Annotated in this window: 21 protein-coding genes; 9 read left to right on the top strand and 12 right to left on the bottom strand. The window is 69.5% G+C overall.

Features of this window, described 5'->3' with window-relative positions:
• The first annotated feature begins 10 nt into the window (after positions 1–10).
• A complete protein-coding gene (locus tag FZ983_RS05860) occupies positions 11–3,535 on the top strand; it encodes an ATP-binding protein (RefSeq protein WP_149223053.1) in 3,525 nt (1,174 codons plus the stop codon).
• An 11-nt stretch (positions 3,536–3,546) separates the two neighbouring features.
• On the opposite strand, the gene FZ983_RS05865 is transcribed toward FZ983_RS05860, so the two are convergent.
• Entirely contained in the window at positions 3,547–4,968 is a 1,422-nt protein-coding gene (locus FZ983_RS05865; protein ID WP_149222648.1) for a PLP-dependent aminotransferase family protein, read from the bottom strand.
• Between the two features lie 206 nt (positions 4,969–5,174).
• Here FZ983_RS05865 and FZ983_RS05870 point away from each other — a divergent pair, with 206 nt between their 5' ends.
• Positions 5,175–5,870: a response regulator gene (locus tag FZ983_RS05870; RefSeq protein ID WP_149222649.1), complete on the top strand. Its 696-nt coding sequence runs from the start codon at positions 5,175–5,177 to the stop codon at positions 5,868–5,870.
• 20 nt (positions 5,871–5,890) lie between these two features.
• On the opposite strand, the gene FZ983_RS05875 is transcribed toward FZ983_RS05870, so the two are convergent.
• The 3 genes from FZ983_RS05875 to msrB form a co-directional block, all read right to left on the bottom strand.
• Entirely contained in the window at positions 5,891–6,520 is a 630-nt protein-coding gene (locus FZ983_RS05875; RefSeq protein WP_149222650.1) for a hypothetical protein, read from the bottom strand.
• A 27-nt stretch (positions 6,521–6,547) separates the two neighbouring features.
• The gene (locus tag FZ983_RS05880) at positions 6,548–7,111 is read right to left on the bottom strand and encodes a hypothetical protein (protein WP_149222651.1); all 564 of its coding nucleotides are present in this window, start codon (positions 7,109–7,111) and stop codon (positions 6,548–6,550) included.
• Positions 7,112–7,352: 241 nt separating this feature from the next.
• Positions 7,353–7,784 carry a peptide-methionine (R)-S-oxide reductase MsrB gene (gene msrB / locus FZ983_RS05885; RefSeq protein ID WP_149222652.1) on the bottom strand — a complete coding sequence of 144 codons (432 nt, stop codon included), beginning with the start codon at positions 7,782–7,784 and terminating at the stop codon, positions 7,353–7,355.
• A 301-nt stretch (positions 7,785–8,085) separates the two neighbouring features.
• Here msrB and FZ983_RS05890 point away from each other — a divergent pair, with 301 nt between their 5' ends.
• Positions 8,086–9,279: a pentapeptide repeat-containing protein gene (locus tag FZ983_RS05890; protein ID WP_149222653.1), complete on the top strand. Its 1,194-nt coding sequence runs from the start codon at positions 8,086–8,088 to the stop codon at positions 9,277–9,279.
• 30 nt (positions 9,280–9,309) lie between these two features.
• Here the strand turns inward: FZ983_RS05890 and FZ983_RS05895 are convergent, their stop codons facing one another.
• Positions 9,310–10,305: a BMP family ABC transporter substrate-binding protein gene (locus FZ983_RS05895; RefSeq protein ID WP_149222654.1), complete on the bottom strand. Its 996-nt coding sequence runs from the start codon at positions 10,303–10,305 to the stop codon at positions 9,310–9,312.
• Between the two features lie 250 nt (positions 10,306–10,555).
• Here FZ983_RS05895 and FZ983_RS05900 point away from each other — a divergent pair, with 250 nt between their 5' ends.
• The 3 genes from FZ983_RS05900 (at position 10,556) to FZ983_RS05910 (ending at position 13,279) form a co-directional block, all read left to right on the top strand.
• Positions 10,556–11,788 (top strand): Bcr/CflA family multidrug efflux MFS transporter, encoded by a 1,233-nt coding sequence (locus FZ983_RS05900; RefSeq protein WP_149222655.1) that lies wholly within the window; start codon positions 10,556–10,558, stop codon positions 11,786–11,788.
• Between the two features lie 103 nt (positions 11,789–11,891).
• A complete protein-coding gene (locus tag FZ983_RS05905) occupies positions 11,892–12,959 on the top strand; it encodes an ABC transporter substrate-binding protein (RefSeq protein ID WP_149222656.1) in 1,068 nt (355 codons plus the stop codon).
• Positions 12,960–12,964: 5 nt separating this feature from the next.
• Positions 12,965–13,279, top strand: a complete 315-nt coding sequence (locus tag FZ983_RS05910; RefSeq protein WP_247883605.1) for a hypothetical protein — start codon at positions 12,965–12,967, stop codon at positions 13,277–13,279.
• An 18-nt stretch (positions 13,280–13,297) separates the two neighbouring features.
• On the opposite strand, the gene FZ983_RS05915 is transcribed toward FZ983_RS05910, so the two are convergent.
• Both FZ983_RS05915 and FZ983_RS05920 read right to left on the bottom strand, forming a co-directional pair.
• Positions 13,298–14,338 carry a 4-(cytidine 5'-diphospho)-2-C-methyl-D-erythritol kinase gene (locus tag FZ983_RS05915; protein WP_149222658.1) on the bottom strand — a complete coding sequence of 347 codons (1,041 nt, stop codon included), beginning with the start codon at positions 14,336–14,338 and terminating at the stop codon, positions 13,298–13,300.
• 77 nt (positions 14,339–14,415) lie between these two features.
• Positions 14,416–14,976: an alpha/beta hydrolase gene (locus FZ983_RS05920; RefSeq protein ID WP_149222659.1), complete on the bottom strand. Its 561-nt coding sequence runs from the start codon at positions 14,974–14,976 to the stop codon at positions 14,416–14,418.
• A gap of 129 nt (positions 14,977–15,105) precedes the next feature.
• Between FZ983_RS05920 and FZ983_RS05925 the strand changes: the two genes are divergently transcribed.
• Positions 15,106–16,332, top strand: coding sequence for a methyl-accepting chemotaxis protein (locus tag FZ983_RS05925; RefSeq protein ID WP_149222660.1), 1,227 nt, complete (start codon positions 15,106–15,108; stop codon positions 16,330–16,332).
• Here FZ983_RS05925 and FZ983_RS05930 read toward each other — a convergent pair.
• The gene (locus FZ983_RS05930; protein WP_149222661.1) at positions 16,317–17,126 is read right to left on the bottom strand and encodes a methyltransferase domain-containing protein; all 810 of its coding nucleotides are present in this window, start codon (positions 17,124–17,126) and stop codon (positions 16,317–16,319) included. The two genes, FZ983_RS05925 and FZ983_RS05930, sit on opposite strands and share 16 nt — an antisense overlap.
• A gap of 54 nt (positions 17,127–17,180) precedes the next feature.
• Here FZ983_RS05930 and gloB point away from each other — a divergent pair, with 54 nt between their 5' ends.
• Positions 17,181–17,948 carry a hydroxyacylglutathione hydrolase gene (gloB, locus tag FZ983_RS05935; RefSeq protein WP_149222662.1) on the top strand — a complete coding sequence of 256 codons (768 nt, stop codon included), beginning with the start codon at positions 17,181–17,183 and terminating at the stop codon, positions 17,946–17,948.
• A gap of 27 nt (positions 17,949–17,975) precedes the next feature.
• On the opposite strand, the gene FZ983_RS05940 is transcribed toward gloB, so the two are convergent.
• The 4 genes from FZ983_RS05940 to FZ983_RS05955 all read right to left on the bottom strand — a co-directional run bounded on the left by FZ983_RS05940 (position 17,976) and on the right by FZ983_RS05955 (position 23,327).
• Complete coding sequence (locus FZ983_RS05940) at positions 17,976–20,723, bottom strand: TIGR02302 family protein (RefSeq protein ID WP_149222663.1); 2,748 nt, start codon at positions 20,721–20,723, stop codon at positions 17,976–17,978.
• Positions 20,724–20,916: 193 nt separating this feature from the next.
• On the bottom strand, positions 20,917–21,855 hold the full coding sequence (locus tag FZ983_RS05945) for a DMT family transporter (RefSeq protein WP_188092253.1): 939 nt from the start codon (positions 21,853–21,855) through the stop codon (positions 20,917–20,919).
• A 125-nt stretch (positions 21,856–21,980) separates the two neighbouring features.
• Positions 21,981–22,532, bottom strand: a complete 552-nt coding sequence (locus tag FZ983_RS05950; RefSeq protein WP_149222664.1) for a DUF2934 domain-containing protein — start codon at positions 22,530–22,532, stop codon at positions 21,981–21,983.
• A gap of 135 nt (positions 22,533–22,667) precedes the next feature.
• Entirely contained in the window at positions 22,668–23,327 is a 660-nt protein-coding gene (locus tag FZ983_RS05955; RefSeq protein ID WP_149222665.1) for a hypothetical protein, read from the bottom strand.
• Between the two features lie 176 nt (positions 23,328–23,503).
• On the opposite strand from FZ983_RS05955, the gene FZ983_RS05960 reads away from it, so the two are divergent.
• Positions 23,504–25,081 carry a bifunctional aminoglycoside phosphotransferase/ATP-binding protein gene (locus FZ983_RS05960; RefSeq protein ID WP_149222666.1) on the top strand — a complete coding sequence of 526 codons (1,578 nt, stop codon included), beginning with the start codon at positions 23,504–23,506 and terminating at the stop codon, positions 25,079–25,081.
• Positions 25,082–25,193: the final 112 nt, after the last annotated feature.

Below are 25,193 nucleotides of genomic sequence, written 5' to 3' on the forward strand. Positions count from 1 at the left end.
GGGATTGGGAATGGCGGGCGGCAGCGAGTCGGAGACCGGCAGGTCCGAAGCCGGAAAGGCGGGCGTGGTGAGGATCGGCGTCGGCGCGCGTCTGTTCGGCGCTCTCGCCTTCAATGGTCTGGTCGCCTTCCTGATCGGGCTTGGCGCCTATATCGCCTTCGACGGCCTGCATGCCGGAATCACCAAGGTGACGTCGGAGCAGTTTCCGGCCGTCGTCGCCTCCGCCAAGCTGGAGCGCCAGCATCAGCGGATCATGCGGACCCTGGAACAGCTGGCTCTGTCGGACGACAATTTCGGTCGTGAAACGATCAAGCAGGGGTTGGCGGACCAACTGGACGGCTATGACCGGCTGCTGGCGGAGATGGACTCGTCCAATGCCCCCCAGGCAAGGCGGATCGCCGGGCTGAAGCAGCAGCGCGACGAGATCCTGCGGCTGCGCGACGCCATCGACCGCGGCGTGACCGCCCGCGTCGCCGCCCGCCGGGCCTTGGCCGACCGCACCCGCGACGTGCGGCGGATGGCCGATGCCCTGGCGGAACCGGGACTGCGCGGGGTCGAGGACGTGGGCGTTCAGCGCTGGCTGGCGATGGCCGAGCGGCTTCTGTTCCTGATCGCGTCGGTCCATCAGGCGGAGAACAGCTTTGCCCTGGCCCGGCTGGCCGATGGCGCGGCGGCGCAGTTGGAGAGTCTCGCCGCATCGGTACCGGGGGGGGCTGTCGATGGCGTATCGGACCGGCTGACCCGGCTGGCCGAGGGCATGCGCGCGGTGGTGGAGGGCGACCGTTCCGTCTTCCGCCAACGGCAGGCGGAACTGCAGGCGTCGGAGGCGCTGAACGGGCTGGTCGACCGCGCCAATCAGGTGTCGCTGGTCAACACCGGCCTCAACACCGGGATCTTCGTCGAGCAGACCAAGGCGGCGGAGGAAAGCCGTCAGCAGGTGATCGAGGTATCGACCACCTACACCCGCCTGTTCTTCGCCTCCGTCGGGGTGGTGGTGCTGGGAATGGTGCTGTCGGTGCTGTATGTCCGGCGCAAGGTGCTGGCCCGTCTGTGGGCGGTCAGCGAGGCGATCCGCGACCGCACCGGGGGCGGCAGGGCGGAGGTGCCGGCGACCGGCGCCGACGAAATCGGCGAGCTGGCCCGCGCGCTGCGCTTCTACATCCAGGAGACGGAGGACAAGAGCGAGGCGCTGCGCCGCAACGAGCAGTGGCTGCGCACGGTGCTGGAGGCGGCGCCGGTCCCGCTGGTGATCTCCGGCCGTGCCGATGGCCAGATCCGCTTCGTCAACCGCCGTGCCGCCGATTTGTTCGAGGCCGCCGATGCCGGAGAACTGTTGGGCCGGCCGGCCGCCACCGTCTGGTACGTGCCGGCGGTGCGCGAGGAGTTCGTCCGCGACGTCTTCGCCAGCGGGCTGGCGCTGGATGTCGAAACGGAACTGGTGACCCGTACCGGCCGCCGGCTGTGGGGCCTGCTGTCCGGCATCGCCTTCGAATTCCAGGGGGAGGAGGTGCTGCTGAGTTCGGTCGTCGACATCACCCGCCGCCGCGAGGCGGAGGAGCTGCTGCGCCGGACCCAGGCCTTCCTGGACGCCGTGATCGACAATGTGCCGAGCGTGCTCTACGTGCTGGAGGGCGATACCGGCCGGGTCGTGCTGTGGAACCGGGCGGCGGAGGATTGCTTCGGCACCCGCCGCGCCGACATCGAGGACCGCACCCTGGCCGAGGTGCTGGGTCCGGAGACCGGACGGGCGCTGGCCGGCGGCGATCCCGGATCCATGCGGTCGCTGGGCGTTGAAGAGCTGGCGTTGGCCCGCAACGGCGAGACCGCGGTCTTCGCCCTGCAGCGCCATCCCTTCGAATGGTCGGGCGACGGCCGCTGCCGCATCATCTGCGTCGCCAACGACATCACCGCCTCGCGCCGGGCGCGCGAGGAGCTGCGGCAGGCCAAGGAACGGGCGGAGCGCGCCGACGCCGCCAAAACCGAATTCCTCGCCACCGTCAGCCACGAGATGCGCACGCCGCTGAACGGCATCCTCGGGCTGTGCCGGCTGTTGCTGACCGGGCAGCTGCATGCGGGCGAGCGGCGCTATGCCATGTCGATCATGCGCTGCGGCCATGGGCTGCTCGATCAGGTCAACGACATCCTCGATCTGCGCAAGATCGAGGACGGCAAGCTCGACCTCGATCCCGCTCCCTGTGCCCTGCTGCCGGTGCTGGAAGAGGTCGTTGCGACGGTGGAAGGACTGGCGAACGAGAAGGGCATCGACCTCGACCTCGACATCGCGCCGGAGGTGCCGGAACTGGTTGTGGTCGACCGCCAGCGGCTGCGCCAGATCCTGGTGAACCTCGTCGGCAATGCGGTGAAGTTCACGGAACGCGGCGGGGTCGATCTGCGCGTCGACATCGAACCGGCTTCGGAACGTTCCGGGGGCGGAGAGACCGGCGAAATGCTGCGACTGGCCGTGCGCGACACCGGCATCGGCGTGCCGCCGGAACGCCGGGCCGCCATCTTCGAGAAGCTGGAACAGGCCGATCCGACCATCGCGCGGCGCTTCGGCGGCAGCGGGTTGGGGCTCGCCATCGTGCGGCATCTGCTGGACGCCATGCAGGGCAGCATCCGGGTCGACAGCGCGGTCGGGCTGGGCAGCGTCTTCACCGTCACCATCCCCCTGCAGCGGGTGGAGGAAACCGCCCTGCCGGCGCGGCGGCCCGGCCGGCTCCTGCCGATCAGCCGGGTGCGGTCGCTGGCCCTGCTGCTGGTGGAGGACGACGCGATCAACCGGGAGGTGGCGCTGGGACTGCTGTCCGACGCCGGCCACCGCATCACCGTCGCCGAGACGGGGGAGAAGGCGCTGGAACTGGCGGCCCGCCGGCGCTTTGACGCCGTGCTGCTGGACATCCGCCTGCCCGACATCGACGGGCCGGAGGTGGCGCGCCGCATCCGGGCCTTCGCGGATGCCGACCGGGCGGCGGTGCCGATCGTCGCGGTAACCGCCAACGTCTTCGCCGCCGACCGCGCCCGCTATCTCACCGCTGGGATCGACGCGGTGATCGAAAAGCCGATTTTCCCGGAACGGCTGATGCATTTGCTGTCCAACGCCGTCGCGTCACGCGGGGATGGCGGCGATGGCGAAGACACAGGCGGCGCCGAGACCGCCGTCGCGATCCCTTCCCGCCCGCTGGTCGTGGAGGAGGACGTGAGCGACGAGATCCTGGAACGCTATATCCGCTCTCTCGGCCCGGCGCGCTTCGCCACCATCCGCGGGCTGCTGCTGGACTCCGCGCAGGAGGGGCTGCCCCGCCTGACCGCCGCCGATACGCCCGACGACGAGATCGAGGACATCGCCCACCGTCTGGCCGGGGCCGCCAGCCATTTCGGCCTGACCCGCTTCGTCGGCCTGATGCGCGCGGTGGAGGACGGCATGCGCGAAGGCCGCCGTGTCGAGGCCCAGGAACTTGCCGCGACCGCGGAATCGGTGTTCGGCCGCGGGCTTGCGGCAATGGATGCGGTGCAGGGGATGCTGCAGGGGGCGTAAACTGCCGGTCCCTACACAATCGACAGCATCGCCGCCGCCGGTGCGTCCAGCGTATCGGCCAGCGCACGCAGGCCGCGCGCAGTCTCGTCGCGGCTGCGCGGCATGCACAGCCCCACGCGCACCGCATGGGGGGCGCTGGCGCGGCCCACGGCGAAGGCATCGGCGCCGGTGACGATCACGCCGCGGCGGCGTGCCTCGCCGACGAAATCCTCGCGCCGCCAGGGCTCCGGCAGGACCAGCCACAGATGCTGTGCCGCCGAACTGCCGTAGACGGTGCCGGCCGGCAGGATGGAGCGGGCAAGCCGCTGGCGGGCCAGATCCTCCTCCCGCTGGGTAGCGACGATGCGGTCGGCGGTGCCGTCCTGAATCCAGCGCGCCACCACCTCCGCCGGCAGGGCGGGGGCGGAATATTGCAGGGCGCGGATGGCGGTCTCGACGCGGGACCGCAATTCCGCCGGGGCGACGACGAAGCCCAGCCGCAGCCCGGCGGCAAGGCTCTTGGACACGCTCGACACATACAGGGTGATGTCGGGGGCGATGGTCTGGATCGGCCGGGCGTCCGGCACCATGAAGCCGAACACGTCGTCCTCGATCAGGATCACGCCGTAACGGCGTGCGATCTCGGCGATTTCGCGGCGGCGGGCGGCGGGCATCACCACCGCTGTCGGATTCTGCAGGGTCGGCACCAGATAGACCGCCTTCGGTCCCAGCCGGCGGCAGGCGCTGTCGAAGGCGTCGGGCACCAGCCCATGCTCGTCGATGGCAACCCCTTCCAGATGATAGCCCTGGGTGGCCGCCAGCGCCTTGGTGCCGATGTTGGTCAGCCGTTCCGCCAGGATGACGTCGCCGGGGCGGGCGACGGCGGCCAGCGCCACCGCCAGCGCGTTCTGCGCCCCGGTGGTCAGCAGCACCGAGTCGGCGCTCGCCTGCACCCGGTGCTGGCGCTCCAGCCAGGCGGCGGCGGCGGCGCGATGGTCGGGCAGCCCGGCATGCGGGCCGTAGCCGATCAGCGCGGCCGCGCGGCCCGAGGTGCCGATGGCGGCAAGCGTCTGGCCGAAGGCCTGCACCGCGACGGCATGTTCTGGGTGGACCGTCGTCATGTTGACGATGGCGGAGCCGGCCCCTGTCTCCCCCGCGGACGTTTCCCCGGCCGGCGGCCAGCCGAGCGGCAGGGGTGTCGCCGGCGGGCGCTGGCCCTGCACGAAGGTCCCGCGTCCGACCTCGCCGCCGATCAGGCCGCGTTTTTCCGCCTCTGTATAAGCGCGCGTCACCGTTCCCACTGTGACGCCGAGGCGGAAGGCGAGGTCGCGGTGGGTGGGCAGGCGGGTGCCGACCGCCAGCGCGCCCTCCGCGATGTCGTCGGCCAGCGCGTCGGCGATGACGCGGTACAGCGGGCCGGCGCGGCCCTCCAGGTTCGGGGTCCAATTTGTCATGAGTACAAATGTGGCATTGTCCCCTCCATCTGGCAAGTTCGGCGCAATTGTCTCCATTCGCCCGCTCCCGGTGCGCCGCACAATCAGCGGATGCCGCTTGGGAGGACCCGTATGCTCCACCTTGTATCCGGTTGGCGGAACCGATAGCTTTGGTATGAGGGGCCGGCAGACAATCCGCCGACCATAGGACTCCGTCACGGGGGACAATGAACACCATCGCGGTGGTCGACGACGATCCCATCACCCGCGAGACCCTGAAGGCCTATCTGGAAGGCGAGGGGTATCGGGTGATGCTGGCGCGCGACGGCGATCAGCTGTCGGCGCTGCTGGCGCGCGGGCGGATCGACCTTCTGCTGCTGGACATCCGGCTTCCCGGCAAGGACGGGCTGGCGGTGACGCGGGAGCTGCGGGCCACCTCCAACATCGGCATCATCCTGATCACCGGCCGCTCCGACCGGATGGACCGGCTGATCGGGCTGGAGCTGGGTGCCGACGACTACATCACCAAGCCGTTCGAACCGCGCGAGATCCTGGCCCGCACCCGCAGCCTCCTGCGCCGCATCGCCAAGCCGACCCGGCCGGCGGGCGGACGGGTGAAGCGGTTCGACGGGTGGGAACTGCATCTGGACAAGCGCCGCCTGCGCGACCCCGGCGGCGAGGATGCCCGTCTGACCTCGGCCGAATTCGAACTGCTGGCCGCCTTCGTCGAGAATCCGGGGCGGGTGCTGAGCCGCGATGATCTGCTGGACCTGACGCTGCGCGGAGACTCGGTGCCCTTCGACCGCTCCATCGACCGGCTGGTCCGCCGCCTGCGCCGGGTGGTGGAGCCCGACCCCGCCGAACCGACCCGCATCGTCACCGTCCACGGCATGGGGTACATGTTCCAGGCTGTGGTGGACTGATCGCGTCCATCACGCTCAAGTCAGGATTGGGCGGGCGAGGTCCGGCGCTGCGGACGGGCCGCCGCGGCGGCCTCCTCCTCCGGCTTGCCGGGCTTGCGGAAGGTGCTGAGTTCGGAAATGCGGTTGACCGTCAGCCCGTTCAGGCGGCAGCCGGCAACCTCCAGGATCTCGAAGCCGGCCTTGCGCGGGTAACGGGCGGCCACCCGCTCGCGCGCGTCACGTTCGCCGTCGGCGATCAGCAGGAAGCGGCGGATGCCGGACCAGCCGCGATGGCCGCGTTGGTCGGCGAAGCTGACCGCGGTCGGGTGGAAGCGCACGGCGACCTCCCAGAAGCGCCCGGGGCGCGGCTCGTTCCGGTCAAAGACGAAGTAGCGCTGCATGGCGGCACCCTTCTTCTGGTCCAGTTCCAGGATGGCGGCCTGCATGTCGATTTCCGCCTTCTGGACGCGCTTTTCCATGTCCGCATGGTGGTGGGCCAGCTGGGCATAGTCGGAGGCGACGTCCGCGACCTCCTTGGTCACGTCGTCCACCTTCTCCTTCAGCTTGGACATGGCGACCCGGGTCAGGGTCAGCTGGCGGCGCCAGTAGCGGTTGGACAGGACGGTCAGCACCATCAGGCCAAGCGCGAAATACAGCATCATGCCGGTCATCGAGCCGTTCCCATCATGCCGCTCTCTTCATGCTGCGGTCGCCTCCACCTCGGGATCGGGAGCCAGCGCCAGCGGCACCACCGGCGAACTGATCAGGCCGTTGCGCTGGGAAAAGCTGGTCCGCACGGTGCCGTGCGCCTGTTCGGCCGACGGCGCCGTGATGTGCGCGACGTTGCGGTATTCCCAGATCTGGCGCGAGAAGACGATATCCTTGCGATCCAGCTCGTTGAAATTCGGGCTGACCGCCAACTGCGCCCAGTAGACATCGCCGTCGGAGTCCTGGTCGCCAAGTTCGTGCACCAGTTCGATCTTGGAGAATTCCAGCGCCCGCAACTCCGTCAGCGCCTTCTGGCGGCGGCCGTTGAATTCGGTCAGGCGGGCTTGCAGGGTGGTGACGTCGACGCGCTTGCGCTCCGTCTTCTGGCGCCATTCGGCCAGCGCGGCGCGCTTCTTGTCGTACTGTCTCTGGTTCATCGCCTCGCGCGCCTTTTCGGCGCTGACTCGGCCGACATCGACCACGATCGACAGACCAAGCGCGGCGGCGCTGGTGATCAGAAGCAGCATCCCCAGGAACTCGGCCGAAATGACCATTCGCCCTCCGCCAGCCGCACCGAATGCCCGCGCCGCTTCGACGACGCATGGTGCCATGGACGGCGGAGGGTCGCGATGCCATCGCGACAACCCGCCGCACAGGGGCGGATCATACCATCGCGCTCTGCGCCAAGGTTGCCATTTTTAGCTCAAATAGGGGTAAACCCGCCTTTTTTGGGAGGGTTTATGACCAGACGCCGATCAGGCAAAGGACTGCGGCGCCCGGTCATAGTTCTGCGGGTCAGCCGGACTTTTCCGAGGGCACGAAAGTCATGGCGACACCGTTCATGCAGTAGCGCTTCCCTGTCGGCTGCGGCCCGTCATCGAAGACATGGCCGAGATGGCCTTTGCAGCTGGCGCAATGAACCTCGGTCCGCGGATAGGCCAGCTTGTAGTCGGTGGAGGTCTCCACCGCTCCGGGAATCGGCTCCCAGAAGCTGGGCCAACCCGACCCGCTTTCGTATTTGGTGTCGCTGGCATAGAGGGGCTGCCCGCAGCCGGCGCAGCGGTAGACGCCCCGGCGCTTCTCGTCGTTGAGCGGGCTGGTGCCGGGATACTCGGTCGCGTGTTCGCGCAGAACCTTGAACTGATTGGGCGACAATTCCTGCTTCCAGTCCTGTTCGCTCTTGTCCGTGGTGTTCTGGGCCGTATTGTTCTTGTCCGATTCGGGCATGCCGCCGGTCTCCGCTGGTGGTGGTCGGTGTTCCAGACCCACTATATTGGTCGGACTTGCCGCCGGCCCAAGCGGGTCGGGAGGGCGATCACGCGGCTGTGATGGCGGCGGTCCTATGCCGGACAGGATCGGCGGAACGGGCCGGACCGGATCTGAGGCTGCGACAAAAGAATCTTGCCGGTCTGGCGAAGGTTCGAGGGGACATGCCTTCCGAAAATGAATCGGTTTCGGTAACATCCCGGTTGCCAACAGTCCGGGACAGCGTGTCCGGGACGGCAGTGCCGGGGCATCGACGCGCCGCATGACGGATGAACGCTACCTTCGGGCGGTTCGCGACGCGCTGGTGCGGCACCAGCAATGGCTGCTGCGCGACCCGGCCGGCCGGGGGCGCCGCGCCAATCTCAGCTTTTACGATCTGGCCGGGCTGGGCCTCAACCGCGTCAACTTGTCGGGCGCCAAGCTGACGGGCGCCAGTCTGGCGCGGGCGCGGATGGTCGGCACCGTGCTGTCGAAGGCCGATCTCTACGGCGCCGACCTGTCGAAGGCCGATTTGACCGGCGCGCAGTTGCAGGGCGCCGATCTGCGTGGGGCCAGGGTCGACGGCGCGAAGCTGCAGAACGCCAACCTGCAGGGCGCCGACCTGCGCCGCGGCATGGTGCTGGACGCGGGCGAGTTCCGGGCGGCCGGCAACAGCGACGGCACCACGACCTTCGTCGGCTGCAGCCTGACCAAGGCGATCCTGACCGATTGCCGGATGGCGCAGTGCGATTTCAGCGGCAGCGACCTGTCCGGTGCCGATTTCAGCGGCAGCGACCTCAGCGGCGCCATCCTGATCGGGGCGGATCTGACCGGGGCCACCATGCGCAAGGCGACGCTGGACGGCGTGCTGATGTGCGGCGCCCGCCTGCACGAGGAATTGCGGGTGGCACTGGAGCGGCATGGCGTCGATGTGGACGGCACCGGCCTGACCACCACCGCGGCGCGGATGACCGACCTGATCGCCGAGCATCAGATCTGGGTGGAGAAGCTGGGGAAGGGCGGCGAGCGCATCCAACTGCAGCGTATCGACCTGCGCGGCTACAATTTCGCCAACCAGCTGCTGTGCGGGGCGGTGATGCGCTTCAGCGGTCTGCGCGGGGCTGATTTCTCCGGCGCCAAGCTGATGATGGCCGACCTGTCCTACAGCGATCTGCGTGACGCCGACTTCACCAGCGCCGACCTGTCCGGCTGCAATTTGGAAGGCGCCAATCTGGCCGGCGCCAAGCTGTGGCGGGCCAAGTTCCGCAAGGTGGATCTCAGCGGCGACGGCAGCCGCCTGTGGCCGACCAGCTTCGCCAAGGCGCGGCTGACCGGCGCCGACCTGCGCGACGCCAGCCTTGCCGGGGTGGTGCTGCGCGGCACCGACCTGACGGCGATCAAGACCAGTTTTGCCACGCTTAAGGGCGCCGACCTGTCCGCCGCCCTTGGATGGCATCCTTGCGAGGCGCCGGCCTGACGCATCCACGATTTCAGATCGACTTCCGGTTCAACTGCCATCCGCCACGGGAATGCGCCCGGCGACGATGGCGCGGCGGGCCGCCTCCACCGCGTCCAGCATGGCGGGGGTCAGAAGCTCCCGGTTGTTTTCGTCCACCGCGTAATCGACGGCGCCCTCCGCCAGCCCCAGCGCCACCGTGCCGGCGCTCCACCGCCCCTGGAGCGCCGCCTGGAAGGTCGAGTCCACCGCCAGATCCACCCGCTTCAGCATGGAGGTGAGGATGGAGCCGGGATACAGGTAGTTCTGGTTGCTGTCGACGCCGATGGCCAGCCGGCGCGCCTCGCTCGCCGCGGCGAAGATGCCGAAATTCGACACGCCGGCCCCGGCGAAGACCACGTCGGCCCCGCGCTGGAACTGGCTGCGCGCCACTTCCGCTCCGGCGGTGGGGTCGTTGAAGGCAGCTGGCGTGGTGCCGACGAAGTTCACCACCACCCGGATGTCGCCGCGGGCATGGCGCGCACCTTGTTCGAAGCCGGCGATGAATTTGCGGATCAGTGGGATGTCCAGCGCGCCGATGAAGCCGACGGTCCCGCTCTTCGACGCCAGCGCCGCCAGCACGCCGACCAGGAAGGCGCCCTCCTGCTCCTTGAAGGTGACGCAGCGGATGTTCGGCGCCTCCGCCACCGCATCGACCAGGGTGAAGCGCACGGCCGGGTGCGCCGGGGCCAGCCGGGCCAGCGGCGTCGCATAGTAGAAGCCGATGGCGACCAGATCGGTCACACCCCGCCGAATCAGGGACGCAACCCCTTGGTCGAACTGGGCCGGATTGGACGGCAGGTATTCGACGAACGGAATTCCGCTGGCCGCCTTGAACCGCTCCGCGCCGGCGAAGGCGCCTTCGTTGAAGCTCTTGTCGAACTTCTGGCCCGCCGCATAGACCAGCCCCGGCCGGATGGCGGCCGCCTGAGATCGCTGCGGCAGCAGGACCAGGGTGGCCCCGGCGGCGACGCAGGACAGGACCGACCGGCGGTTGGGGTGCGGCATGACGCTGCCTCCGGCTGGGTGGAAAATCCGGTATACAGCCTCAATTTTAGACACGGGCCCGCCGCCGGAACCAGAATTTTGTTGCTCTGCAAACCGGCGGAAGCCTGGATTGTCGCGGGTCCGGCTCATCGCACGCCGATCAGGGCAGCCATGACGAGACGGGACTTTGCGCAAGGCGGGTGACGGATCAGCTTAAAGGCTGCGGACTCCGTCCGGCCGGCTCCCCACCCCTTCTTATTCGGATTTCCTGATGCTCGCGCGCCTTGCCGCCGTCCGTTCCCGTTTGCCTGCCGAAAGCCCCTTCTTCATCGCGGCGCTGGGCGTGCTGATGTCGTTCGGCCCGATGGGCACCGACATGTATCTGCCCGGCATGCCGCAAATCGGGCGCGACCTGCATGCGCCTCAGGATCAGGTGCAATGGACGCTGTCGGCCTTCTTCCTGGGCTTCGGCGTCGGGCAGTTGCTGTGGGGGGCGTTGAGTGACCGGTTCGGCCGGCGGATTCCGGTGGCGACCGGCATCCTGCTCTATGCCGTGGGCTGCGTCGGCTGTTCGCTGACCACCGATGTCGGCCATCTGGCGGCTTGGCGCTTCGTGCAGGCGGTGGGGGCCTGCGCCGGGCCTGTGCTGGTCCGTGCGATGATCCGCGACGTGTTCGAGCGCGACCGCGCCGCCAGCGTGCTGTCGATGATGATGCTGGTGATGGGTGCCGCCCCGATCATCGCCCCGCTGATCGGCGGGCAGATCCTGATCTGGGCGAACTGGCGCTGGATCTTCTGGGCCCAGGCGGCTTTCGGCGTCATCGCCATGCTGGCGCTCGCCACCCTGCCGGAAACCCACCCCGAGACGCGGCGCACCAGCCTGCGCCCGATGGTGCTGGCGGAGTCCTACCGCACGCTGCTGACCAACCGCCGCTATCTCGGCTATGCGGTGGGATCGTCCTTCATCTATGCGGGGATGTTCGCCTTCATCTCCGGCTCGCCCTTCGTCTATATCGAGCTGTTCGGGGTGCAGCCGGAGAATTACGGTTTCCTGTTCGGACTGAACATCGTCGGCATGATCATCGTCAACACGCTGAACAGCCGCGCCGTGATGCGCTTCGGGTCCGACGTGATGCTGCGGACCGGCGTCTGGCTGTCGGCGGCAAGCGGCATCCTGCTGGTCGTCGTCGTGGCGAGCGGCTGGGGGGGCTTGTGGGGGCTGGTCGGCTGCCTGTTCCTGTTCATGTCGCTGACCGGGTTCTGTTTCGCCAACTCCATGGCCGGGGCGCTGCAGTCCTTCCCGCAGATGGCCGGCACCGCGTCGGCGCTCGCGGGCATGCTGCAGTTCAGCATCGGCGCGGCGTCGGGCTGGGCGGTCGGGCTGATGGCCAACGGCACCGCCTTGCCGATGGCGGCGGTGATCGGCGGCGCGGCGGTGGTCAGCCTTGCGCTGAACCTGTGGCTGATCCGGCCCGTCCGTCGCCGTCAGCATGGCGAACAGTAAGACAAGATATCTTTGTTGAATACCGGAATGTGTCATTTGGGGATGTTGTGAATTGAGTTTCCCGGCCGGGCGGGCTAGCTTTGCCCGGCAGAGGGAGACCACAATGCCGACGACCTGCCGTTCCATCACCACCCTTCCCATCGCCCGCCGCCAACTCCTGGCCGGCGCTGCCGCATTGGGCGCCGTCGCCGCCGGTGCCGCGATGGCGCTGCCGCTGCCGGCCTTCGCCGCGACCACTTTGCGTGTCGGCTATATCCCGATCATCCCCATGACCCAGCTCTATGTGCTGACGGGGGAGGGATGGGCGAAGGATGCCGGGCTGACCCTGCAGACCACCGGCTTCCAGTCGGGTCCGGCGATGATCCAGGCGCTGGCGTCGGGGACACTGGACGTCGCCTATGTCGGCATCGGCCCGGCGATGATCGCGCGGTCGAAGGGGGTGAAGCTGAAGGTCGTCGCCGCCAACGTCATCGATCAGGTGGCGCTGATCGGCGGCGGTCCGCTGGCCAAGGCGATGGCCGGCGCTGCCAGCCCGGCGGAGGGGATCAAGGCCTTCCGCGCAGCCCACGGCCGGCTGCCCAAGATCGGCTCGCTGCCGGCCGGTTCGGTGCCCGACACGGTGCTGCGCTATTGGATGGCGGAAGTCGCCCATATCGGCGCGGACGAGGTCGAGATCGTCGGCATGGGCGAACAGCCCCTGCAGCAGGCGCTGCTGACAGGCGCCATCGACGGCGCCTCGATCCTGGAGCCGATCCTGACGCTGGTGCAGTCGCGCCTGCAGGATGCCGCCATCATCGCCAAGGCCGGCACCATGTTCCCCAAGCAGCCGGGTGCGGTTCTGGCGGTGACGGAGGACGCCATCGCCAACAACCGCGCCGCCGTCGCCGATCTGGTCAAGCTGCACATCCGCGCCACCGCATTCGCCAAGTCCAATCCCGACCGCACGGCGGAGCTGGTGACGGAGATCATCGGCAAGGGGCTGGTGGAGCGCGACGTGATGCGGGCGGCGCTGACCTCCGACGCGACGACCTTCGTCGACGACCCCAGGGTGATTCTGGACTCCACCAAGCGGATGCAGGCGTTTCAGCAGACCCTGGGCCAGATCACCGAGCCCGTCGACGTGGACGCGCTGTTCGACCTGTCCTTCCACGACGCCGCCGTGGGGAAATGACGGCCATGACCCCGCACCCGAACGGCCCCCTGCGTCTGGTCATCCACGCCCCCACCCCGGCGGCGCTGGAGCGGGCGCGGAACAATGCCCGCAACCTGCTGAAGGCGCGGCCGGACGCCGAAGTCCGTATCGTGGTGAATGCCGGTGCGGTCGCGGCGGCGCTGGACGGCCCGGATGCGGAGACCGACCGGCTTCTGCGCGTCTGCGGCAACACGCTGGCGAAGACCGGTCGGTCGGCGGAGGGGCTGACGGTGGTCCCCGCCGGCGTCCTCGACATCGCCGAGGCGCAGGCGGAGGGATGGGGCTACATGCGGGCCTGAAGCCCGCACAGTGCCCGATCAGCCCACGCCCCAGCCGCCGGTGTCGGGGAAGGGAACGGCCGGCGGCGGGACTGCGGCGGCGGGATCGGCGACGATGCCGCGCGGCAGGGCGGGGGCGCCGGGCGGGGTGGAGAGCAGGCGGGTCGGCTTGACCCACCAACCCGGCTCCGCCGCTGCGATGGCCTTCGCCGCGGCCTCCGCCTGCTGTGCCGTGCCATAGAGGCCGAAGCAGGTGGCGCCGCTTCCCGACAGGCGGGGCAGCAGGCAGCCGGCGCTGCGCTCCAGCGCCGCCAACACGTCGGCGATCACCGGGGCGACCGTCAGGGCCGGGGCGGTGAGGTCGTTGGTCCGCTCCAGCAGCAGTGCGGCGAGATCGGCCGCATCCGCCGGTTTGCGGGTGAAGCGGGCGGGGGCGGAGAATGGGGCGCCGCTCTGCGTCCTCGCGGCGGCCATCGCCTTGAACACCGCCGGCGTCGGCACCGGCAGGTTCGAGTTTACCAGAACCACATGGGTTTCCGGCAACTCCGGCGCCTCGTCCAGCACGTTGCCGATGCCGCCGAAATAACAGCTGCGCCCGGCGACGCAGACCGGCACGTCGGCGCCCAGCCCGGCGGCCACCGCGAACAGCGCCGGATCATCGGCCGGCACCCCCCACAGGCGGGCCAGCGCCCGCAGGCAGGCGGCGGCGTCGGCCGACCCGCCGCCGATGCCGGACGCGACCGGCAGCGCCTTGGTCAGCGCGATCATCACGTCGGCCTGGCGTCCCAGCCGGGCGGCCAGCGCATGGGCGGCGCGGATCACCAGATTGTCGGCCGGGTTCTCGCCCATCAGCACCGGGCCGAAGGGGCCGGCGATGGCCAGCCGTGGCCCGGCCGGCGGCAGGTCGGCACCGCGCAACGCCACCCGCGCGGCGCCCGCGGTCAGGGTGAGGACATCGCCGAACTCGGCGAAGGCGACGAGGCTGTCCAGCTCGTGATAGCCGTCGGCGCGCCGGCCGGTGACGTGCAGGTACAGGTTCAGCTTGGCCGGGGCGGCCTCGACGATGGGAATGCCGGTCATAAGCTCCAATCCGCTGGCGGGCGCGCGACGACGCGCCCTGTGTCGCACCCTTGCCCCCGCAGCGGCAAGGGGTTGCTTCACAGCTGCGCCAGCAGGTCCTTCAGCAGCGTCTCGCCCATCGGCCAGGGGCCGTGGCCGCTGTCGTCGTTGATGTGTCCGACCTCGCCCGCATCGATGAAGTCGGCGCCCCACAGGGCGGCAAAGCCGCAGGCGCGGGCGGCGGAGCAGTAGGGATCGTTGCGGCTGCCGACCATCACGGCTGTGAAGGGCAGCGGATCGGTCGGCACCGGCGCGAAGCGGCGGACGACCGCCGGCACGCGATCCGGCGACTCGACGTCGGGCGGGGCGACGAGCAGGGCCGCCGCCACCTTGTCCGCGGCGTCGGATGTCGCCGCCCAGCGCGCGACCAGGATGCAGGCCAGGCTGTGCGCGACCAAGACCACCGGCCCCGGTGCGGCGAGGGCTGCGGCGCGGACCGCCGCGTCGAGCCGCGCCACCCACCGCTCAGGCTCCGGTGCGTCCCAGTCGCCGAGATCGACGCGGTTCAGCGCCGGCAGCCGGCCTTGCAGCCATGTCTGCCAATGCCCCGGTCCGGAATTGCCCAGGCCGGGAAGAACCAGAACGGTCGGCTGCGTCATTCTTTCAACTCTGCGTTTGTAAATGTTGCGTGTAGTCTCGGTTCATAACCAAAAACGAGGCAGCCGTTCTCCACAAGGTAAGCGGGAGCGGAGCCGGACGGCACGAACGGAAGACAGGGGAGAAGCGCCTTGGACATCAGCGCTACCATTGCACAAGATCTCTGCGATGCAATCGGCCGTGAACTGGACACCGTCGTGTCCTTCATCGGCAAGGGCGGCACCGTCGCCGCCTCCACCGCGCGGGAGCGGATCGGCACCGGCCACCCGGCCGCAGCCGACATCGTCGCGCGGCGGCTGGACGAACGTGCGGTCAGCCGGGAGGAGGCGGCCAAGTCGGGCGGGACGATGCGCGAGGGATACGCCATCGCCATCGACCTGGACGGCGAGCGGGTGGGGGCGCTGGCCGTCGCCGGGCCGGCCGATCAGGCCCGCCGATTCGCCCGCCTCGCCCGCCATTGGGCGGTGGCGACCCTGCGGGCCGAAACGGCAGAGACCCGCCGCGTCGCCCTGATGCGCGACCTGTCCGACCGGGTGGAACGCGAGGTCGGCGGGCTGGCCGCCGATCTGGCCGATGCCGGGCGCCGGCTGGACGCTGCGGTCGCCTCCGTCCGCACCGCCGGGACCGAGGGGCTGCGCCAGACCGCCGATGCCGCCGGTGCCGCGCGTGCCGTCGACGGGTCGGTCGGCGCCATCGCCGGCATGCTCGACCGGCTGGCCTCCACCTCCGACCAGATCTCCGGCGATACCAGCAAGGCGCGGGAAATCAGCCTTGCGGCGGCGTCCGACAGCGACCGCGCCACCACCGTCATGAACTCCCTGCGTTCGGCGGCGGAGCAGATCGCCAGCGTGGTGAAGCTGATCAACGCCATCGCCAGCCAGACAAACCTTTTGGCGCTCAACGCCACCATCGAGGCGGCGCGGGCGGGCGAGGCCGGGCGCGGATTCGCCGTCGTCGCCAACGAGGTGAAGGCCCTGTCGCGCCAGACCGCCGACGCGACCAAGCAGATCGCCGATCAGGTCGCCAACCTCCAGAAGGAGACCGCCGCGGTGGACGAGGCGCTGGGCCGCATCCATTCCACCATCGGCTCGATCCAGGCGATCAACGGCACCGTAGCCGCCGCTATCGACGAGCAGGCGTCGCTGACCGCCGAGGTGGCGCGTTCGCTCGACCGCTCTCGCCAGGACGCCATGGCGGCGGAACAGCGGATCGGCGACGCCGAACAGACGCTGGGCGGGGTGACGCGCACGCTTGACGAACTGGCGACGCTGAGCCAGACCATCGCGGCGCGGGCGGGAAGCCTGGGCAGCGGGCTGGGCAGCCGGCTGTCCGACGCGCTGCGTCAGGTCCGCGGGTAGGGTTGCCGGTCCACCGGGTCGCCGCCGGGGCCGGTGATGATGCGGGCACTGCCGCTTCGCGCGGCGGGGGCCGCACCGCCCGGCAGGGGCACGATCAGCCGGCGCTTGACCGGCTGCTGCGCCGCCCGGCGCGACACGCCGGCGAAGATCTGCTTCGACGCCTCGATCATCGTCACCCCGGCGAAGGCCTTGAACCAGCGCACGCCGACCTCTTCCCAGGCCGGCGCCGTCTTCTGCAGGAAATGCGAGCGCAGCGGCGGGATGAACAGGGCGTGGCGGGTGCGTTCCGGCACGAACATGGTGTCGCGCAGCACCTGCTTCAGCTGCGAGGCGGAATAGGGGAAGCCGTGGCCGAAGGGCGTCCAGTCCGCGCGCGCCCACAGGCCGCGGCGGTTCGGCACCACCGCCAGCACCCGGCCGCCGCCGGCCAGCACGCGCCAGATCTCGCGCATCATCGGCCGCAGCTGTTCCGTGCCCTCCAGCCCATGCACCAGCAGGACGCGGTCGATGGTGTTGTCGCCGAAGGGCAGGTCGGCCTCGTCGCCCAGCGCCACCATGCCCGGCCCTTCCGCCGGCCAGAAGCTGACGCCCTGGCTGGCCGGCATCACGGCGACCACCCGGTCCGCCTCGCCCATGAAGGGACGCAGGTACGGAGTGGTATAGCCGACGCCGAGCACGATCTGGTCGCGCACGTCCGGCCAGATGGTGCGGATGCGGCGGCGGATCATCCGCTGGGCCGTCCTGCCCAATCCGGACTCGTAGAACTCCCTCAGATCGACGATATCTGTGTACATGGTATCCCAAGCGTAACACGGGTTTCGTATCGCAACAGCAGGGAGTCCGCTGCCGTGGAGGTCATTCTCGTTCCGGCGTTCGCCGACAATTACATCTATGTGCTGCGCGACGCGGCATCCGGCAAGGTCGGCGTTGTCGATCCCGGCGACGCCGCCCCGGTGCAGGCCGAACTGGAGCGGCGCGGCTGGGTCCTGACCCACATCTTCCTGACCCACCATCACAACGATCATATCGGCGGCGTCGCGGAATTGAAGGCCCGTCACCGCGCCACCGTGATCGGCGCCCGTGCCGACGCCCACCGCATCCCCGACCTGGACGTGGCGCTGGGCGACGGCGACCGCACGGTGTTCGGGGAGCAAACCGCCCGCGTCATCGCCGTTCCCGGCCACACCAGCGGCCACATCGCCTTCTGGTTCGAGGCGGCGGAGACGCTGTTCAGCGGCGATACCCTGTTCTCGCTCGGCTGCGGCCGCCTGTTCGAGGGCACGCCCGCCCAGATGTGGGAGTCGCTGCAGGGTCTGCGGTCACTGACCGATTCGACCCGCGTCTATTGCGGCCACGAATACACCCAGTCCAACGGCCGCTTCGCCCTGACCGTCGACCCCGCCAATCCGGCCCTGCAACAGCGCATGGAGGAAGTCGCGGCATTGCGCGAACGGAACCAGCCGACCATCCCGACCACCATCGGCCTGGAACGTCGGACCAACCCCTTCCTGCGTGCCGACGACCCCGGCGTCCAGTCCGCCATCGGCATGTCCGGCGCCCAGGCGGTGGACGTCTTCACCGAACTTCGCCACCGCAAGGACCATTTCCGCGGGTAGGAGCCGTCGCTCGGCTGCAGGTCCCGGTCAGAACTGCTTCAGCAGGCGGTCGATGTAGTTGCGTTCCTCCTGTGGGCGGCCGTATTGACCGGAGCGGCGGCGGAGTTCGTCGAGGATTTCGCGGGCGCGCTGAAGCTCCGACTGTTCCGGGATCTTCACGTCGTTGGAATCCTGCATGCCGTAGCCGGACGGGCGGCGGCCCAACGGGTCGCGGCCACGGCCGTTCTGGCGCGGCATCTGGCCCTGCTGGCCCATCATGGCCGGTCCCTGGCCCATCATCATCTGCTGGGCCATCTGTTCGGCCATGCCCTGCATCCCCTGCTGAAGCTGTTCCATCGCTTCGGTCTGCGACGGTACGGCGGCGCCGGGGGCGCCCCGCTGCAGGGCTTGGGCGGCGTCCCGCATGGCGCGTTCGGCGCGGCCCAGCGGCTGCGGGATCTCGCCGCCCTGCTGCTCGCCCATCCTGCGCATCAGCTCGCCAAGCTGGCGGCGCAGGGCTTCCTGCTGTTCGGCCTGCTTCTGCAGGGTCGGGCTACCGGGGTTCTGCTGGCCGTTCTGCTGCTGGCCGTTCTGCTGCTGGCCGTTCTGGTTGCGGCGCTGGTTGGGCTGGCGGTTGCGCGGCTGTTCGCCCTGCTGGCCCTGCTGTTGCTGGTCCATCGACTCCTGCGACTGGCGGAAGCTCTGGTCCAGAAGCTGCTGCTGCTGCTGTGCCAGCTTCTGCAACTGCTGCATCATCTCCCAGTTCTGGTTCTGCTGCTGGCCGTTCTGCTGGTTCATCTGGGCCATGGCGCCGGAGCGCATGTTCTCCAGCATCTGCTGCAGCTGGGACAGCATCTGGCGCGCGGCGTCGCGCGATCCCGTCTGCGCCATCTCGCGCATCTGGTCGAGCATCTGCTGCAGGTCGTTGCGGTCCGTCATCTGGTCGGCCATCTCCGGCGGGACCATGGGCAGCTGCTCGCCGCGCTGCAGAGCTTCCATCATCCGCTGTTCCATGGCGTCCAGGAACTTGTCGAGCGCCGCCTGCAGCTCGTCCATCAGGCGGTTCAGCTCCTCGTCCGACGCATTCTTGTCAAGCGCCTCGGACAGCCGCTTCTCGGCGTCGCGCAGATCCTTCTCGGCCAGCGACAGGCCGCCGTCCTCGATGCGTAGCGCGGTTTCCCACATCAGCTGCTGCAGCGGGGGGATGGCCTCGGCGCTCTCATCCAGCATCAGCCGGGCGATGGCGGTGCGCATAGACAGGAAGGCGACGATGTCGTCGCCATAGGTGCCGGGCCGGGCGGAGATCTCGGCCAGCGCGCGGGCGACCTGCACCCGCGAACCCTGCGGGTTGCGGGTCAGGATCTTGCGCTGGTTCACGATGGCGCGGGCGACCGGGTGGTTGAAGGTCCGTTCCGGCAGGGTGATCGCCGCATCCTCCGACCGGCCGGTCTGGCCGGCACCGTCGGTGGCGGTCAGGCGCACGGTCACCGGCATGCCGGCCCAGGGGTGGGCGGTCAGGTCCTGGAAGGCGGTGCTGTGCGCCTCCTTCGGGCGGAGTCCGGGCAGTGACAGCGCAAGCTCCAGCATCTCGGCGCCATCCGCCTTCTCCTGCGCCGCTTTCTTGTCGGCGTCGGTCTTCAAGGCGTCGGGCACCGGCGTAACGGTGGGGGCGAGGCGGATTTGCGCCTTCACCTCGGTGAGGCCGTAATCGTCGCGGGCGGCATAGTCCAGCTTCAGGGCGCCGCGCTCCGCAGCCGATGGCGGGCTGGCATGGGCGATGATGGGCGCGCGGTCCGGCACCACCTCGATCGGCCAGGAGCCGAGCGTGCGGCCGCCCTGGGTGACGGAGATGCGGGTGCCGCCGGTCACCGGCCTTTGCACCTGGAAATTGGTGGAATCCACCGCCTCGAACTGGCCGGTCTGGTCGCCGGCCTCCAGGCTGGGGGTGCCGCTGCCGCCGGTGACGCGGGCCAGCACGAGGCTGCCCTGCGGAACCTGGACCGGCTGGTTGGCCGGCTGCTGGCCGGGCGCCTGCTTGTTGGCTCCTTGCTGGCCGGGGGGCGTAGGGCCGGGCGTGCCGGCTGGTGTGGCGGTGGAGCCGGATTTCAGGAAGACCGGCGGCAGCCCGGTATACTCGGGCGGGTTGATCCAGAGATCGAGCGTCGCCGTGGCCGTGGCGGAGCCGCCATCGAACCGCGGGGTCAGGGCGGCGGCCACCCGCGGGCGCCAGTCGCCCCAGGCGGCGGCCCCCGCCACAACCAGCGCCAGGATCACAAGGGCCCGCAAGGCGTAGCGGTCGTGCGACGGCACCTCGGTCCCCGGCCAGGCGACGCGGAGGCTGCGCATCGCGGCGCGGGCGCGCTCCTGGTGCAGGCGCCACAGGGCCTGGGCCATCGGGTCGTTGCCGGCCGGGCGGTCGCGAAGGGTGTGCAGCGGACGGTGGTCCAGGCCGCTGTCGCGCTCCAGTCGCCGTCGCGCCTCATCCTCGGCCGGGGCGCGGAAGCGCCGGACCCCGACGACGAGCGACAGCAGGAAGGCTGCGGCGAGCGCCAGCAGCGCCAGCGCATGCAGCCAGCCCGGCAACAGGATCAGCAGATTCAGCAGGGCCAGCGCCAGGAAGGCGCCCAGCACGGACAGCGGCGCCCACAGCGCCGGCCCAAGCCGTTCCCATAACAGCGCCGCGTGCGCCTGGGCCAGCCGGAAGCGCGGTTCCCGCACGCCATCGCCCTGCCGAATGCCGTCGGCAGGCCGGCTGTCGCCGAGTCCGGAGTCGCCGCGTCGCTCGTTCTGCTTCATGCCGCCCCCTCCGCGCCGAATTGCAGCCGGTCCGCCGCCGCCCACCGATACTGCTGCGCACGCCAATCATATAGGCGCCGCCGATGGATTTTGCCCACCGGCGCGATGGTACAGCCCATCATTGCGCAGTGGCGAAACTATGGCGGCGAAACTATGGCGCGAAAATCCGAAGCGGACACAGGCGGTTGAGCCTTCAGTCGCCGTCGCCGGGCGGCAGCGGCTGGGACGGGGTGGCGCGGCGCCGGGTCTCGCGATGCAGGATGTACAGGCCGCTCGCCATCACCACCGCGGCCCCGATCACCATGGTGCCGGTCGGCACCTCCCCCCACATCAGCCAGCCGAAGCCGACCGCCAGCAAAAGCGAGGTGTAGTTCAGCGGCGCCACCACTGCGGCCGGCGCCAGCGAATAGGCCCGCGTCAGCGCCAGCTGCCCGCAGCCGCCCAGCAGCCCGGTCGCCACCAGCAGAAGCCAGTCCATCGGCTCCGGCGTGACCCAGGAAAAGGGCAGGGTCAGCCCCAGCAGGACGGTGGTCAGCAGGGTGAAATAGAAGACGATGGTGTCCGGCGGTTCCGTCCGGCTCAGCTGACGGATGGCGATCATCGCCAGCGCATTGGTCAGCGCGCCGGCCAGCGCGATGATGGCCCCCAGGTTCAGCACGTCGCCGCTGGGCTGCACGATGATCAGCACGCCGGCGAAGCCCACCAGCACCGCGCTCCAGCGGTGGATGCCGACCTTCTCGCTGAGCAGCGGCACGGAGAGCGCGGTGAGGAACAGCGGGGCGGCGAAGTTCAGCGCAATGGCATCGCCCAGCGGCAGCAGGTGGAACGACCAGAACATGGCGACCATGGTGGTCAGCCCGATCAGCGACCGCCCCATATGACCCCAGGGGTGGCGCGTGTACAGCGTGGACGCGAAGCCCTTGCCCAGATGGATCGACAGACAGACCGGAATCAGCGCGAACAGGCTGCGGAAGAACATCACTTCGGTCACCGGGAAGCGGTCCATCAGGAGCTTCGCCAGGACGTTCATCAGCGAGAAGAACAGCACCGACGCCAGCATCGAACCGATGCCGAGCGGGGTGTTGTCGATGCGCTTGTGCGGCTTGGAGAGGGTTTGCGGCGGGACTGTCACGGTGCGCCGAGCCTACCAAGCGCAAACGCCCGCGTCACGGTGTCGCGACGCGGGCGGTCATGTCCATGCGGTATGGCGGCGTTGCGAAAACCCGTCAGACCCGCCTGTATAAGGGATTGATGTTCTTAAACTTTGAACAGGCCGGACACTTCGGCCTCGGCGCGCAGCCAGTGTTCCTGCTCGCGCCCTTCCGGACGGCCTTCCTCTTCCCAGATCTGATAGGCGCGTTCCTGGATCATCCGGTTGCGCTGGCCGCTCAGCAGGCCCTCGGCGATGTTCATGTTCAGGCGGGCCAGCGAGACCAGCTTGCTCGTCTCGATTGCGCCCTGGGTCGCCAGCATGGTGGTGGAGACGACATACTGCGCCAGATTGCGCAGGTTGGCCTTCACCTCCGGCTCGACCGGGCAATCGTCGTTCAGCAGGACGGTCTTGATCGCGATCCACAGCTTCAGATTCTGGTCCAGCGCGATGTTGACCTTGTCCGGATCCGGCGAATCCGATTCCAGAAGGCTGCTGGCCGCCTGCAGCAGGACGATGCTGTCCTGCTCCACCGACGCGAAGTTGGTCCGCAGAATGGTGTCGGCCCAGCTTTCCACCGGCGCTTCGAACACGGGTGCGGCAGCGGAAGGAGCGGTTGCGGGAGCAGCGGAGGCGGCGGTCTTGCGCTTGGTGGCCATGGTGGGTTCCCCGGGGAGCGTTCGGTCCGGGTCCACTTGAGCCAACCATGTTTAAAATGCAGTTAAGACGCTACCGCGGCGCGCGCTTTCCCACTGCCAGACGCCGCGACACGATGTCCTGTCGCGCGGATGGGTTCAGGGGCCGCCGAAAGGCAAACGGTAATAAAAGCCGAAGACGTTGTTGGTGCCCGCCGCCGGATCCCCTGCGGCGGCATCGTTGACGATGCGGCTGTAGCCCAGGCTGAAGCGGGAGTTGTTGTCGAATTGATATCCCAGTTCCAGCTGCGAGCGGAATTCGGTGGTGGGCGCGCCGTCCCGCCGCACGGCGGGCAGGGTGCCGGCGCCGACGCTGGGCGTGAAGACGAAGGAGCCGAGCGGGACGTCGATCAGCACGCCGCCCATGATGCCGGCCAGCCCGCCGGAAACACCTGCGCTTCCCGTTCCGGGCAGCCCGCCGGCCAGCCCGGTCACGGCGCCGCGCGGGGTCAGGCTGCTTCCCGTGCCTGGCCCGATCCAGGGCTGCACGCTGGCGTAGCCTTCGATCTGCGGGATCAACGAGGCGCCGATCCTCATCTTGCTGTTGAGGACGGTGAGGCTGCTGTCCGCCGGCGGCTGCAGGCTGTAGGCGAGGCCGCCCAGCGCCCAATTGCCGAATCGCCCGTCGGCGTCGATCGTCTGTGCCGCTGCCGGTCCCGCATGGATGCACGTAAGGATGGCGGCGAGCGCACCGGCGATCAGGCCGGCCCGCGCCGTGGCGGGAGTGCTGTGCGTCAGGTGGCTGAACAGGCGGTTCACGGGCACCCTCCGGTGACGCGTCGGCTCCAAGCAGGCGTTCTCGGCCACTATAACGATGGGGCGTGGCCGTCGTCCCATGGTGTATCGGCGCTACCCCTAGGATGTCGTGATTGGCATCGGCGTTTCAACCATGAAAGCAGGAGCGGGGCGGGGCGCTGCTCTGTTACCATCACGTCATGACCGCACATCCCGTCGATCGGCGCCCGAGCCCGCGGCAGGGCCCCAGCCAGCAGGAGGGCCAGCAGGAAGAGGCGATCGCCTTTCTGGGCGATCCGCACAGCCATGACGGCCAGGCGGTGGAGCGGATCGACACCCATGCCGCCCTGGTTTTCCTGGCCGGTGACCGCGCGCTGAAGCTGAAGCGCGCGGTACGCTATCCCTATCTGGACTATTCGACGGTGGAGAAGCGCCACGCCGCCTGTCTTGCGGAACTGGCGATCAACCGCCGCACCGCGCCAGCGCTCTATCGGGACGTGGTGGCACTCCGCCGCGGCGCCGATGGACGGCTGTTCCTGGATGCCGGCGACGGCGCGGGCGAGGCGGTCGATTGGCTGGTGTCGATGACGCGCTTCCCGGACGATGCGCTGCTCGACCGCATGGCGGAGCGGCACCGGCTGACCCCCGACCTGATGCGCCGGCTGGCCGAACGGATCGCCGCCTTCCATCGCGAGGCCGACCCCAGGCCGGATGGCGGCGGTGCGGAGGCGATGCGGGCGGTCGCCGACGGCAATCTGGAGGATCTGCGCGCCGCCCCCGACCTGTTCCCCGAAGCCTTGGTGGCACGGCTGGCGGAGCACACCACCGCGACGCTCGACCGTCTGGCGCCACTGCTGGAGGAACGGCGGCGGACGGGCTTCGTCCGGTACGGGCATGGCGACCTGCATCTGCGCAACATCGTCCTGCTGGACGGCGAGCCGACCCTGTTCGACGCCATCGAGTTCGACGAGACGCTGGCGGTCGCCGATGTCTTCTACGACCTCGCCTTCCTTCTGATGGACCTCGACCACCGGGCGCTGCGGCCGCTCGGCACTGTGGTGCTGAACCGATATCTGGAGGAGACGGGCGATTACGGCGGGCTGGCGGCGCTGCCGCTGTTCCTGTCGCTCCGCGCAGCGGTGCGGGCCAAGGTGCTGGCCGCAGCACTGCGGCTGAGTGGCGCCGCTTCCGGTCTGGCGGAGGAGGCGCGGCGATATCTGGACCATGCGCTGGCGGCGCTCGACCCGGCACCGGCGCGGCTGGTCGCTGTCGGCGGCCTGTCCGGCACCGGCAAGACGCGGCTTGCCGAAGGGCTCGCCCCCGGCCTGGGACCGGCACCCGGTGCGGTGGTCCTGCGCACGGACGTGCTGCGCAAGCGGCTGTGCGGCGTGGCCGACACCGACCGGCTGCCGGAGGACGGCTATGCCCCGGCCATGACGGAGCGGGTCTATGCCGAACTGTACCGGCGGGCCGCCGCCGTGTTGGCGGTCGGGCATGCGGTGGTGGTCGACGCGGTCAGCGCCCGGCCGGCGGAGCGCCGCCGCCTCGCCTCGGTCGCCGCGGATGCCGGAGTGCGATTCGACGGAATCTGGCTGGAGGCGCCGCTGACCGCGCGGGTGGAGCGTGTGGCCAATCGTCGCAACGACGCGTCAGACGCCACCGCCGACGTGGTGGAACGGCAGGAAAGCTATGATTTGGGTACAATCGATTGGACGCGCCTGGATGCTGGCAGGGTTGCAGCGGATGTGCTGGACGAGGCCCGCGCAAGCTTGGCCTAATTCCAGGACGGACAACATGTTAAGGGCCGAATGTCGAAAGTCGACGGCTCCGCCCCGGGCCGTGGACCGCTACGACCATACCGTTATGATGATGGGGCGAACGACGGCACGG

The organism is Azospirillum sp. B21 (assembly GCF_008364825.1).
In the GTDB taxonomy this organism is placed as follows: Bacteria; Pseudomonadota; Alphaproteobacteria; order Azospirillales; family Azospirillaceae; genus Azospirillum.